This window comes from Exiguobacterium sp. H66, assembly GCF_018618705.1.
Taxonomy (GTDB): domain Bacteria; phylum Bacillota; class Bacilli; order Exiguobacteriales; family Exiguobacteriaceae; genus Exiguobacterium_A; species Exiguobacterium_A oxidotolerans.
Genome location: NZ_JACSMQ010000013.1, coordinates 13,286 through 26,239, shown reverse-complemented (window position 1 = coordinate 26,239; position 12,954 = coordinate 13,286). Strand labels below are relative to the sequence as shown.

Annotated in this window: 11 protein-coding genes; all 11 read right to left on the bottom strand. The window is 48.1% G+C overall.

Features of this window, described 5'->3' with window-relative positions; all coding sequences use genetic code 11:
• Positions 1 to 70: 70 nt before the first annotated feature.
• Positions 71 to 451 (bottom strand): FtsB family cell division protein, encoded by a 381-nt coding sequence (locus KNP88_RS15015; protein WP_088835978.1) that lies wholly within the window; start codon positions 449 to 451, stop codon positions 71 to 73.
• A 65-nt stretch (positions 452 to 516) separates the two neighbouring features.
• On the bottom strand, positions 517 to 789 hold the full coding sequence (locus KNP88_RS15010) for an RNA-binding S4 domain-containing protein (protein ID WP_088835977.1): 273 nt from the start codon (positions 787 to 789) through the stop codon (positions 517 to 519).
• Positions 786 to 2,216, bottom strand: coding sequence for a bifunctional methyltransferase/pyrophosphohydrolase YabN (gene yabN / locus KNP88_RS15005; RefSeq protein ID WP_214894490.1), 1,431 nt, complete (start codon positions 2,214 to 2,216; stop codon positions 786 to 788). Before yabN ends, KNP88_RS15010 begins: the two co-directional genes overlap by 4 nt.
• On the bottom strand, positions 2,213 to 3,763 hold the full coding sequence (locus KNP88_RS15000; protein ID WP_088835975.1) for a polysaccharide biosynthesis protein: 1,551 nt from the start codon (positions 3,761 to 3,763) through the stop codon (positions 2,213 to 2,215). Before KNP88_RS15000 ends, yabN begins: the two co-directional genes overlap by 4 nt.
• The gene (gene mfd / locus KNP88_RS14995; protein ID WP_214894488.1) at positions 3,760 to 7,278 is read right to left on the bottom strand and encodes a transcription-repair coupling factor; all 3,519 of its coding nucleotides are present in this window, start codon (positions 7,276 to 7,278) and stop codon (positions 3,760 to 3,762) included. The genes KNP88_RS15000 and mfd overlap by 4 nt, the downstream gene beginning before the upstream one ends.
• A gap of 55 nt (positions 7,279 to 7,333) precedes the next feature.
• The gene (gene pth / locus KNP88_RS14990; RefSeq protein ID WP_088835973.1) at positions 7,334 to 7,891 is read right to left on the bottom strand and encodes an aminoacyl-tRNA hydrolase; all 558 of its coding nucleotides are present in this window, start codon (positions 7,889 to 7,891) and stop codon (positions 7,334 to 7,336) included.
• 100 nt (positions 7,892 to 7,991) lie between these two features.
• A complete protein-coding gene (locus KNP88_RS14985; RefSeq protein WP_029332210.1) occupies positions 7,992 to 8,948 on the bottom strand; it encodes a ribose-phosphate diphosphokinase in 957 nt (318 codons plus the stop codon).
• Between the two features lie 69 nt (positions 8,949 to 9,017).
• Entirely contained in the window at positions 9,018 to 10,367 is a 1,350-nt protein-coding gene (glmU, locus tag KNP88_RS14980; protein WP_214894486.1) for a bifunctional UDP-N-acetylglucosamine diphosphorylase/glucosamine-1-phosphate N-acetyltransferase GlmU, read from the bottom strand.
• A 326-nt stretch (positions 10,368 to 10,693) separates the two neighbouring features.
• Positions 10,694 to 11,005, bottom strand: a complete 312-nt coding sequence (spoVG, locus tag KNP88_RS14975; RefSeq protein WP_088835971.1) for a septation regulator SpoVG — start codon at positions 11,003 to 11,005, stop codon at positions 10,694 to 10,696.
• A 162-nt stretch (positions 11,006 to 11,167) separates the two neighbouring features.
• Positions 11,168 to 12,007, bottom strand: coding sequence for a pur operon repressor (gene purR, locus KNP88_RS14970; RefSeq protein WP_029332207.1), 840 nt, complete (start codon positions 12,005 to 12,007; stop codon positions 11,168 to 11,170).
• A gap of 69 nt (positions 12,008 to 12,076) precedes the next feature.
• On the bottom strand, positions 12,077 to 12,937 hold the full coding sequence (gene ispE, locus KNP88_RS14965) for a 4-(cytidine 5'-diphospho)-2-C-methyl-D-erythritol kinase (RefSeq protein WP_029332206.1): 861 nt from the start codon (positions 12,935 to 12,937) through the stop codon (positions 12,077 to 12,079).
• Between the last annotated feature and the right edge of the window lie 17 nt (positions 12,938 to 12,954).

Sequence of the window (12,954 nt, the reverse complement as noted above, 5' to 3'; positions counted from 1 at the left end):
CCTTTTTAGTTGATTCATTTCTTATTATACGAGTGATTACATATTTTTTCAATCAATCGGCAACCATCGGTTAATCTTCAGGTGAGAAATAGAAAATTGTTTCGCCTTTTTTCGAGTACAACAACTCACTTCTCGCTAAGTTCGCAACATATTCTTTATCGTTCAGCCGTTCGATTTCCTCTTTCAGGCGTGCCGACTCTTTTTTCGCTTTTGTTTGCTCTTGTTGAGCGACCTGGAACGATTGATTTTGTTCAGCAATCAATTGTTTCTTTTCGATGTATGACCACCCCATGAGAGAAAGGACGATGAGAAAGATTGACATACAAATCAAGAAACGCTTTTTTAAGCGCGATCGGTTCTCAATCGCATTTTGGCTTAATTGCTTTTTACGATCATTGAGCGGTTTAATCTTTGGTGGTGTTTGACGACCTGATTCTAACGGTGCCGGCATATCATCCCTCCTTATCCGAGTGGTCATCTCTGACACTCTTTAGTATACTTCCTTTTTCAGGTAAATTACATTGATTCTTCAGAATTCACTTTTTCTTCACGAATAATCTTATACATGTCCGTCGCTTCTTCTTTTTTCGCATGCTCTTTAATGCCGTCGATTTGAACGGTGACGATTTTGTTTCCGAATCGAATCGTCATCTCATCGCCGACTGCGACTGTACTGCTTGCTTTTGCGACGAGACCGTTAATCGTAATCCGACCTTGGTCTGCTACCTCTTTTGCGAGTGTCCGTCGTTTAATCAAACGGGATACCTTTAAAAATTTATCGAGTCTCATGACTGTTCCTCCTGCTTCGCTTGATTCCATAACTGATCTTGTTCGTCGAGCGACAACTCTTCAATTGGTCGCTTTGCGAGTTGTTCCACCCGCGTAAAACGGCGAATGAACTTATCGTTCGTCAGCTGCAACGCTTCTTCTCCCGATAATCCCATATATTTTCCGACAAGTGCTAACGAAAATAAGAGATCTCCGAATTCAGCAAGTTGTTCTTTTGGCGCTGCTTCTTGTAGTTCACGTATTTCTTCTTGTACCTTTTCAAGCGCACCACTGACTGTGTCCCACTCAAAGCCGACTTTTGCGACTTTTTTCTGAATCTGTTCAGCACGCATCAAGGCAGGTGCCCCTTTTGTGACACCGTCGAGCAGATATTTCCGCTCTGGTTTCTCCTGCGACTTGATCGTTTGCCAGTTCGCAACGACGTCTGCCGCCGAATCAACCGTCGTCTCTGCAAAGACGTGTGGATGACGACGAATCATCTTATCGCTGACACTGCCGATGACGTCCCGGATATCAAAGTACCCTTCATCGAGACCGATTTGTGCATGTAACATGACTTGAAGTAAGACATCCCCTAATTCCTCTATCATTAAGTTATCGTCCTGAAGGTCGATTGCTTCCAGTAATTCGTAAGATTCTTCGATTAAATGTTTTTTGAGCGATTCATGCGTCTGTTCTTGATCCCATGGACACCCTCCTTCACCACGTAAACGGGCGATGATGTCCTTGAGCGTCGCAAAATCCCGATTCAGCGCCTTTTCCTCCGTCACCGGCGCCACATAGACCGTCGTCAAATTACTGAGCATCGTCACACGATCCAGTTCATAGAGCGGAACTGTCATGACGTGTTGCTTGCTCGTCCCCGCTGCTGTGACGAGCGTCACCGGGTGTTCATCCGGATAACGTTCCATCAACATGACTTTCAAGTCACCTGCGACAAACGCATCGTACACTTGTCCGATCAGTACGTGTTGACGAATTTGCGCTTCATCGACACGGAAGGCCGTTGCGTCAAGCAATTGAAATCCTTCAATCGGATCCACCCCGACCGCTGCGAACATCGGATCAAGAAAACTTTGTCCACCGACGATGTCGATGTCAGTCGCACGCGCAAGTAGTTGTTGAACGGTACTTTCTGCTACAAGCGGGTGTCCCGGTACCGCATAGATGATTGGCGTTTGTGTCGCCTGATCAAGCAGTGTTTCGACGATGTCCGTATAGACCGCTTCAAAGCGGTCGTGCCGCTCATAAATCGAATCAAACGATGTAAATTTCATTCCCTCTGTCGCCAGTTCTGAAACGACGGGATGATCTGCTGTCCGTAAATAAACAGGTTGTGTTGTTTCTTTCAATAACTTATAAACGCCAAACGGCAATTGCTCTAGTTCGCCAACACCTAAGCCGACGACTGTAATACGGTGTGTCATATGATTTTCCTCCGATGATGAATTCGATAAAGTTTGTCTCCGAACGGCAATAAAGACCACTCCCGCTCTGTCAGGACCCGCCTGCGCAGTGCAAATATACAAAAGATCAATGCACCACCGATGACGAGTAGACCCACTTCAAACATCGCTCCAATCCGCGTCTCGAAACCTGCCCATTGAAACAGACGTTCGACCACGTACAAAAACAACGCCATCGGGATGATTGCTTGGAGCAATCGGACGTAGAAAATTCGTCCTGCTGTTACACGTCCGAATTTCCGATTCAATAAGATGAGTTGTGCTGATGCCATCATCGCGAATCCGCCGAATGTCGCCATTCCCGCCCCGATCATACCATAACGGGGCAACAAGTAGATGTTTAATAACAGCTTGACGACCAGTCCGAGCACGACGCCTGCAAAGGCATATTTTTCAGCATCGACGGACTGGAGACAAGAGATGATAATCATCGAGAGCGATGCCGTAAAGGCCGTCGCAGCAAGCCAACTGAGCGCAATCGTCCCTTTATCATCTTGATAGAGCGCGATGTTGAGTGGACGCATGACACTAAACAATCCGACCGTCGCAGCTGCCGCGACCAATAGACCAGAACGAAGGAGTGTTTCAAGGTGCAACCGTGTCGCCGCGTCATTTTGTTTACGATACTCCGTCAGCAACGTCGGAACACTGGCCAGACTGATCGACGTCGCAAATAAAATTGCGAACTGCAACAATGGATAGCCACGATCAAAAATCCCCTTCTCGATTTTCGTCTCCATCGTATCCCCGAGCAAGTTGACGAACGTCAATCCATCAATCAACTGCATCAACAGTAAAGCGAGCGACGCGATACTGACCGCCATCCCACTCGTCAATAAGACTTTCCCGACACGTTTTAAATGACGCTTCGAGACGACCGGGCGACCAATCCGCCCTTTCGCGAAGCGAAGGAGCAACAACAATGAAGCGACACTGCCACCGAGCGCCGTCACGTGTGCCGCAGCACCGATTTGATAAGGATTCGCTCCGATCGAGACACCATAATACGTCACGAGTAACAATAAACAGACGCGCACGGCGTTTTCCGTAATTTGCGAAAAGGCGGTCGGTCGCATCTCAAGGTCTGCTTGAAACATTCCTCGTAACACGGCAATGACCGGCAATAAATAAAACGTCAACGTCACAGCACGTAGCGGAAGGACGAGCTTCGGATCTCCGAACAGTAAAGCAAGTTCTGGTGCGATGATCCAGCCGAGCAGACCGAACACTAACGAAAGACTCGCAAGGACAAAGAAAATCGACCAGAGAACCTCTCGTTTTTCTTCCGGGTGATGCAACGTCAACTTTGCGACGATGACGGGTAGCGCATAAATCCCCAGTGCTGCCGCAATCGCGAATAATGGATAGACCGTCTGATAGACGTACAATCCAAAATCCCCTGCCATGTTTTGATACGGAATCCGGTAAAAAAAGCTCAGCAGCTTTGAGACGTAACTCGAGATCGCCAGGAGCGCTGCCCCTTGCGCAATCGTTCGCCGTTGACTCATCGCATCGAGATCCGGCGGTCAAGTTCAGCGAGCAACCGCTCTGCTTGTTCCGTTGTTTGTTGAACGGTTTGTTTGCCACGGTTCAACGTCAAAACAAGTTTTCCTTCTTGTTGTCCCATGCCGAGTCCGCGACCAATCGGTACCGTCCACTTGACGAAATCCGCAACATCGAGCGTCTGAGTCGTTTGTTCGGATAAGACGATCTCGATTTTCGGGTCCGTTTGTTTGACCCGCTCAATCCGAGCCCGTTCAGCAAAAATCCGCATCCGCGTCAACTGAATCAATCGTGCGACTTCATTCGGGAATTCACCGAAGCGCTCCAGCATCTCTCCTTCGAGTGCATCAAGACTTTCTGTCGTATCAACATACTTTAAGCGTTTATAGAACTCAATTTTCAGTTCAGAATCCGACATATAATGACTCGGAATATACGCATCGAGACTGAACGTAAAGTCTGGTACGAATTTTTGGACACGTTGTTTCCCTTTCATTCGTTCCTTCCGTTCTTCGACGGCTTCCGATAACATTTGTGAATACAAATCGAACCCGACTGAATCGATAAAACCGGATTGTTGGGATCCGAGCAGATTCCCGGCACCGCGAATTGACAAGTCACGCATGGCAATCTTGAAGCCACTTCCAAGCTCCGTAAATTCCTTGATTGCCTGAAGACGACTCTCGGCGACTTCGGTCAACCGTTTTTGCGGACGGTACGTAAAGTAGGAATACGCGACACGACTTGAACGTCCGACACGACCACGCAGTTGGTAGAGCTGTGATAGACCCATTTGATCGGCATCGTTGACGATCAATGTATTGACGTTCGGAATATCGATCCCCGTTTCAATGATTGTCGTACTGACAAGAACATCGGCATCCCCCTCGAAGAAAGCAATCAATTGACTTTCAAGTTCCGTCTCTGTCATCCGACCATGTGCCGTGACGACACGTGCTTCCGGAACGAGCGCCCGGATTTCCTCCGCCTTCCGTTCAATCCCTTCAACGCGATTGTAGAGGAAAAAGGCTTGCCCCCCTCGACCAAGTTCACGTTCAAGTGCTTCACGCATGATGATTCCGTCGTACTCCATCACGTACGTTTGGACAGGATAGCGGTTTTCAGGCGGTGTCTCGAGGACCGACAAATCACGAATCCCGATCATCGACATGTGTAAGGTCCGTGGAATCGGTGTCGCCGTCAACGTCAAGACATCGACATTCGTTTTGAGTTGTTTCAATCGTTCTTTATGTTTAACACCGAAGCGTTGCTCTTCATCGATGATCAACAGACCGATGTCAGCGAACTGAACATCTTTTGATAAGACACGGTGTGTTCCGACAACGACGTCGATCGTTCCTTCTTTCAAGCCTTTTTTTGTTGCTTTCAGTTCTGACGCCGATCGGAACCGACTCATGACTGAAACATTGATGGGCCATTCGCTGAATCGCTCGAGCATCGTTTCATAGTGTTGTTGGGCAAGAACAGTCGTCGGCACAAGGAGAGCGACTTGTTTCCCTGCCATAACTGCTTTAAATGCCGCCCGAATCGCGACTTCCGTTTTCCCGTATCCGACGTCTCCACATAACAGACGATCCATCGGACGCGGCCGTTCCATATCTTTCTTAATCTCTTCAATCGACCGGACTTGATCGACCGTTTCCTCGTACGGGAACGAGGCTTCGAATGCCTGCATGCTGTCATCATCTTCCGGGAAAGCAAATCCAACTGCCGCTTCTCGTGTCGCATACAATTTGATTAGTTCATCTGCGATGTCCTCAACTGATTTTTGGACTTTCGCTTTGACTTTCTTCCAGTCCGTTCCGCCGAGTTTATAGATTTTCGGTTCTTTTCCTTCTGCCCCGACGTATTTTTGAATCAAGTCGATTTGGTCAACCGGAACATACAAGGAGTCGTCACCGGCATAGACGAGGTGCAAGTAATCTTTATGGTTCCCTGCGACATCAATCGTTTTGATGCCGTGGTAACGACCAATTCCATGGTGGATATGGACGATATAATCACCCGTCTTCAACTCTTGGTAACTTTTGATCCGTTCCGCGTTCGTCAATTTCGTCGTCTGTTTCCGGCGACGGGTCGGTTGCTTAAAGACTTCTTCTTCCGTCACGACGACGAGTCGTGCATTCGTCATTTCGAAACCACCATGAATGCCACCGATTAAAATCGACGGATGTCCCCGACGCATATCTTCTTCTGCCGTATGCAAGGACGCTTCGACACCGTAGTCGGAAAGTGTCTGCCGCATCCGCTCCGCCCGCTCTTTGTTACTCGCAAGAAAGACCATCCACATGTCTGCCCGGGCATACCGATCGATTTCCTGTTTCAGACGTTCCATTTGGCCATGAAACGGAGCGATCGGTTTGATGTTGAAGTGAATCGCTGCACTTTCAGGGACGCCGCTTCTGCGTGTCGGAAGGAGCGACAAATAGAGTAGCTGACGTTGTTCGAAGACTTTGAGCATCGGAACCGAGAGAATGTAATCACTAACGCTTTGCCCCCGTTCAATCAACGAAGCCATCCATTCCGCTTCTTCCGCATCCTGAACTTCCGCCGCTTCTTCGATCCGTGCGATTTCATCGACGATCAAGACGGCATCTGTGATATCAGCCAGTAATGTCTTCTGATACAGTAACGGCGCGTATTTCGCGAGCTGTTTCGGTCGCTCCCCACTTTCGAGCAATTCGACGTCATAGGCGATCCCTTCTTCAAGTGCTGCAAGGACTCCCGTACTTTGGACACGTTCTTTCGTCGCTTCATAGAGTGCACGCAACCGTTCACCCGCGGCACGGAGATTTTCCGTCGTCGCAAAGTGTTCAGCTGCCGGTGGAAGCAACGCTTCTGCGACCACACCGAGTGATCGTTGCGTTTCTGCATCGAATGTATAAATCGAGTCGACTTCTTCATCAAATAAATCCAATCGATAGGGACGGTCGACCGTCAACGGATAAATATCGATGATACTCCCGCGGACTGAAAATTCTCCCGGTGTCGTCACGGTCGCCGTCCGCTCATATCCGGCGTCGACTAATTCTTGAATGAAGTCCGGAATCGCCAAGATATCGCCCGGCTTAATCCGTTTCGTATGTGCTAAGAAATCACTTGCAGGTGGAGCATACCGTCTGAGACCGACGAGTGGGATGATTAAAATACCATCATCGGTCGTCAGGAGCCGGTGCCGCGTTTCAATCCGTGTCGCCCGTAATTCCGGGCTCGCCCCGTACGATAATTCAGCAGCCAATGTCTCGTCGACCGGGTAGAGCATCACTTCCTGTTCAGGCACCAGTTCAATCAAATCATCATACAGTTTTTGCGCTTGAAACATATTGTGGGTGACGATGACGAACCGTTTTTTTGTTTCTTGATAAATGCCTGCGACGAACAACGCTTTCCCGCTATTCATCAAGCCTGTGATGAGTTGGGCATCGACCCCTTGTCGAAAACGCTCACGGACCGTTTTTATTTCTGGTATTCCGAGCAACAGATTTTGTAGTTGTTTCATAGTTTCCCCTCCTAAGACGACAGCAAAAACGCTTTGGAATTCCAAAGCGTTTCGTTCAGTTATAGCGATTCATCAACGCCAAAAATGGTGTATCGGTAAAGTCTGTCGCGATTTTCACAGCGTCCGCCAATACTTCCCGCAAGACAGGTTGTTCTGCTTTTGAGAACGGCATCAAGACCCAATCGATGACTTGAATCGGAGCAGGCGGACGACCGACACCGAGTTTTAAGCGTTTAATTTCTTGTGTGCCTAAATGCTGAATAAGCGACTTGACACCATTATGCCCACCGGCGCTTCCTTTTGAGCGAAGACGCATCTTTTCAAGCGGCAAATCGAGATCATCATAGATGACGAGGACGTCTTCGACCGCGATTTTATAAAAATCCAGAAGCGGACGAACTGCTTCCCCGGATAGATTCATGTAAGTCAATGGTTTGACGAGCACAACACGTTCCCCATTTATCATTCCCGTTCCGAAGACTGCTTTAAACTTCGACTCGGATAATTTTATTCCGTGTTCCTCCGCCAACGCGTCAATCGCGAGGAAACCGATGTTGTGACGGGTGTTCGTATATTTAGCTCCAGGGTTCCCTAGACCGACGATACATTTCATATCGCTACCTCCTTTTGTTCATTTCCTTTGATGAAAAAAAAGCACGAACAAGGGTCCGATTTCAAAAAACCGGACCTCATCGTTCGTATCTGTTTGTTGATCAGCTAAAGAGCGGGCTGATTGATTTTTGTTCATGGACACGGATGATTGCTTCTGCAAGTAACCGCGCGACAGAAATTTGTTTGATTTTGCTTGCGCATTCACGTTGCGTCAAGTCGATCGTGTTCAAGACGACGAGCTCTTCAATCGCTGAGTTCTCAATCCGTTCCATCGCTGGACCAGAAAGAACAGGGTGTGTACAACAAGCATAAACTTGTTTCGCCCCATTTTCGATTAAAGCGTTCGCAGCAAGTGTAATCGTTCCTGCCGTATCGATGATGTCATCGATGATGATGGCGATTTTGCCATCGACTTGACCGACGATGTTCATGACTTCCGCGACGTTCGGTTTCGGACGACGCTTATCGATGATTGCGATCGGTGCTTTTAATTGTTCTGCTAATTTACGTGCCCGTGTAACACCGCCATGGTCTGGAGAAACGATGACGAGTTCATTTGGGTCGATGTTTTTCTTCTCGAAGTAAGTAGCAAGAAGTGGAACACCCATTAACTGATCTACTGGAATATCGAAGAAACCTTGGATTTGAGCGGCATGGAGATCCATCGTGACGACACGTGTCGCTCCTGCGACTTCAAGTAAGTTCGCAACAAGTTTTGCTGTGATCGGCTCACGCGAACGTGCTTTACGGTCTTGACGTGCATAACCATAATACGGCATGACGACGTTGATCGTCCGTGCAGAAGCACGTTTTAATGCGTCAATCATGATGAGGAGCTCCATCAAGTTCTCGTTGACCGGCTGACTTGTCGATTGGATGATGTAGATATCATCTCCGCGAACGCTTTCTTCGATGTTCATCGAGATTTCGCCATCACTGAAGTGTTTGACTGAACTTTCGCTAACGGGAATTCCGATGACCTTAGCGATTTCCTCTGCCAGTGGTTTGTTCGAGTTGAGTGCGAAAATACGAATTTCATGTTCTAAGACAGTAGACATGTTTAGGTGGCCTCCATTTGTTTGGTTTAGACGAGTAGAGCGACAAGTAATGAATAAGGTGTAGCTGAATTAACGATAATCAGGTTTTGTCGTTTGACGCTCACGGGCGATCGCAAGACCGTTTTCCGGAACATCATCTGTCACTGTCGAACCTGCTGCGACGAGTGCATTTTTACCGACTGTGACGGGGGCGATCAAGTTGACGTTACAACCGATGAACGCATCATCCTCGATGACCGTTTCGAACTTGTTTGTTCCATCATAGTTGACGGTGATTGATCCACATCCTAAGTTGACGTTTTTACCAATCGTTGCGTCTCCGACGTAACTCAAGTGTGCCGATTTGCTTCCTTCACCGAACGTCGATTTCTTGACTTCAACGAAGTTACCGACACGCGTGTTCGCTCCGAGCACCGCTTGCTGACGCAAGTGCGCGAATGGACCGACTTGTGCTGCTTCCCCGATCCGGCTATCGGTTACGACCGACTGACGGACGACGGCAGCATCTGCCACTTCACTGTTACGGATGTCACTATTCGGTCCGATGATACATTCAGACCCGATGATCGTCTTCCCAAGCAATTGTGTCCCTGGGTAGAGCGTCGTATCCGAACCAATCGTAACATCTGGTCCGATATAGGTCGATGCCGGGTCGATGAATGTGACACCTTGACGCATCCAATGCTCGTTCGTCCGCTTACGCATCGACGTCTCAGCTTGCGCGAGTGCGACACGGTCATTGACACCGATTGTCTCTTCAAACGTCGGCGCCGCATAGGCAGCAATCGTTTCGCCATCGGCTTTTGCGATTTCGATGACATCCGGCAAGTAATACTCTCCTTGGACATTATCGTTCTTGACTTGTTTTAACGCAGCGAACAACAACTCATTATCAAACACGTACGTTCCTGTGTTGATTTCTTTAATCGCGAGTTCTTGTTCTGTCGCATCTTTATGTTCAACGATTTTTGAAACATGTCCCTCTTCACCACGAATAATCCGACCATATCCAGTCGCATCATCCGCATGAGCCGTCAAGACGGTCACTTTTGCACCCGTTTCTGCATGGTGGTCGAGTAACGCGGCTAACGTCTCACTCGTTAAGAGTGGTGTATCCCCACAGACGACAAGCGTCGATCCTTTTTCGTTTCCAAGTACCGGTTCTGCCATTTGAACAGCATGACCCGTGCCAAGCTGCTCACTTTGAAGCGCATATTCCACCGATGTGCCAAGCACTTCTTTTACAGACTCCGCACCATGCCCAACGATTACGACTTGACGCTTGACGCCAAGTGTCGCGAGTTGGTCCACGACGTGTTGTACCATAGGTTTCCCAGCTACTGGGTGGAGTACTTTGTAGAGTTTTGATTTCATGCGTGTTCCTTTACCAGCTGCTAGAATTACCGCGAAATGATTCATCCTTGTCGCTCCTCCACGTAAATTAGTGTTGATTTCGTTCAGAAATAGTACACTCGTACCAACTATAACGAAAATGAGGCCACTATTCAATCACAGGACCGAGTCAAATTGATGAAACATCCATTAAAAACAGACTGTAGACAACGTGAGGAGGCTGACTCATAAGTCGTTTTAAAATCAACCTTTGTGATGGACGGGCTTTTCTTTTCATTGCTTTCATCGGAAGAGGCACAACCCGTTGTTGTTTTGTAAGAAGATTGCAGCAAACCTTTTTAACAGCAAAAAAAAGACCGGTCCGCCGCAATACGGGAAACCGGTCTCCTCTATTAAGGGCGATCTGTCAATTCGACTGATGTCAGCTCTAAATCGAGCGCCTCTTCATTTTCTTCACGCAACACATATGCTTCTAGTACTGAATCTTCGACCTTTTTTCGCATTAATGCATTGATTGGATGAGCGACATCACGAAAGATGCCTTCTTGCGTCCGTTTGCTCGGCATCGCGACGAAGAGACCACTGTTCCCTTCAATCACACGTAAATCGTGTACTACGAATTCGTGATCGAGCGTAATCGAGGCGAGTGCTTTCATGCGCCCCTCTGCCACGACGCGACGAATTTTAACGTCCGTAACGTTCATTTTGTCCGCACCCCTTTTAGTAACCGATGTCACAACTCTTCGTTGTCTACTTCTACTTACGGTTCAAAACAAATAAAGGTTTAGCTTTTTCCAATCTTTTTAGGCATAATTTCCAAAAGTTTGATAATTACAGTATAGTTTCAAAGAAATCACGTGTCAAATTCAGGTATTCCCATCACTTGTGAAATACTGGTCGACGTTCCCACGCTTCACTTGAATCTGTCCGAGATCGACATCGACGTCGGCAAGTTTCATTAAGCTGACGTATTCACTGACCATCTTTTTCTCGGCACCTTCTGCTTCAATCAAGACCCCGACACCGGCTACTTTCGCTTCGAACTCGCTCAGTAAACTCATCATTCCACGAATCGTTCCCCCAGCTTTCATGAAGTCATCAATCAACAAGACGTTCGCTCCGCGCGGAAGACTTCGTCGCGCCAGTGCCATCGTCCGAATCGCTTTTGATGAGCCTGATACGTAGTTGATGCTGACGGTCGATCCTTCCGTAACACGACTGTCCGAACGAACGATCACGAACGGTACACCGAGTTGTTCAGCAACGGCGTAAGCAAGCGGGATTCCTTTTGTCGCAATCGTCATGACGACATCCACTTTTTTCTGACTGAAGACAGATGCAAAAACTTGTCCCATCTGCTTGACCATCCGTGGATTGCCAAGTAAATCTGTCAGATACAAATACCCCCCCGGCAACAGACGATCTGGCCGTGCGACGCGTTCACATAAATCATCGATAAACGGTAATGCTTTTTCGCTACTCCATGTCGGAATGAACATGACACCGCCCGCAGCCCCCGGGACTGTGACGAGTCGTCCTGTTCCTTCATGCTCTAACATTTCACTCACGATATCTAAATCTTCACTGATTGACGATTTTGCAGATTTATAGCGTTCTGCGAAAATTGTCAATGAGATCAGATGATGCGGATGGTCGAGTAGATAACGTGTCATATCGACTAACCGACCACTTCTCCGAATTTTCATCTAAATTGTTCCACCTCTCCGTAATTCCGAATATTCACTAGTGAATATATCATTTTCATACGGATATTATCAATGGTTTTCGCCTAAAAGACGAACGACGTAGACTTCGTTACAAAAACCTCTTAAGCCATTATAGAGACGTTGGGCCCGGTTTTCGTGTTCCGTCAACGCGAAGACCGTCGGACCACTCCCGCTCATCAAGACACCTTCCGCCCCGCAACTCGTCATGAAATCCTTGATTTGCTCGACTTCCGGGTGCATCGGTAACGTGACCGACTCAAGAACATTTCCGAGTGATTGACAAATCGCCGTAAAATCCTGCTCTTTAACAGCTGTAATCATCGCTTCGACATCCGGTCGTTTGGCCGTCGTCAAATCGAGTGCGCCATAAACGTCTGCCGTCGACACACCGATCGTTGGTTTCGCAAGCACGACCCAGCACGGAGGCGGAGCGATCAATTTTTCAAGCTTTTCACCACGTCCTGTCGCGATCGCCGTCCCGCCCATGACACAAAACGGGACATCCGAACCGACTTCCGCGCCGATTTCTGCGAGTTGTTCGAGCGTCAATCCGAGCTGCCATAAATCATTTAAACCGCGTAATGTCGCTGCAGCGTCACTCGATCCACCCGCGAGACCCGCTGCGACCGGAATTTGTTTCTCAAGGTAAATCTCTACTCCAGCCTGGATGTTAAATTTTTTCTTCAAGACGGCTGCCGCCTTGTAAGCCAAGTTCCGCTCATCGTTCGGAACATAGGCGTGCTGTGCATTCATTCGAATCTCGCCTGACGGAAGTTCCGTCAACTCTAAGCGGTCTGCCAAGTCCACTGTCGTCATCACCATATGTACATCATGGTAACCATCTGTCCGCTTCGCCGTCGCATCCAACACTAAATTGATTTTCGCTGGTGCCTTTACAATAATCGTCATCGTGCCGTTCCTCCTCT

Coding starts and splice junctions, on each gene's coding strand:
- KNP88_RS15000 (WP_088835975.1), bottom strand. CDS start 3,763: ATGAGTCAACGGCGAACGATTGCGCAAGGGGCAGCGCTCCTGGCGATC.
- KNP88_RS15010 (WP_088835977.1), bottom strand. CDS start 789: ATGAGACTCGATAAATTTTTAAAGGTATCCCGTTTGATTAAACGACGG.
- KNP88_RS14985 (WP_029332210.1), bottom strand. CDS start 8,948: ATGTCTACTGTCTTAGAACATGAAATTCGTATTTTCGCACTCAACTCG.
- KNP88_RS15015 (WP_088835978.1), bottom strand. CDS start 451: ATGCCGGCACCGTTAGAATCAGGTCGTCAAACACCACCAAAGATTAAA.
- spoVG (WP_088835971.1), bottom strand. CDS start 11,005: ATGAACGTTACGGACGTTAAAATTCGTCGCGTCGTGGCAGAGGGGCGC.
- mfd (WP_214894488.1), bottom strand. CDS start 7,278: ATGAAACAACTACAAAATCTGTTGCTCGGAATACCAGAAATAAAAACG.
- yabN (WP_214894490.1), bottom strand. CDS start 2,216: ATGACACACCGTATTACAGTCGTCGGCTTAGGTGTTGGCGAACTAGAG.
- purR (WP_029332207.1), bottom strand. CDS start 12,007: ATGAAAATTCGGAGAAGTGGTCGGTTAGTCGATATGACACGTTATCTA.
- glmU (WP_214894486.1), bottom strand. CDS start 10,367: ATGAATCATTTCGCGGTAATTCTAGCAGCTGGTAAAGGAACACGCATG.
- pth (WP_088835973.1), bottom strand. CDS start 7,891: ATGAAATGTATCGTCGGTCTAGGGAACCCTGGAGCTAAATATACGAAC.
- ispE (WP_029332206.1), bottom strand. CDS start 12,937: ATGACGATTATTGTAAAGGCACCAGCGAAAATCAATTTAGTGTTGGAT.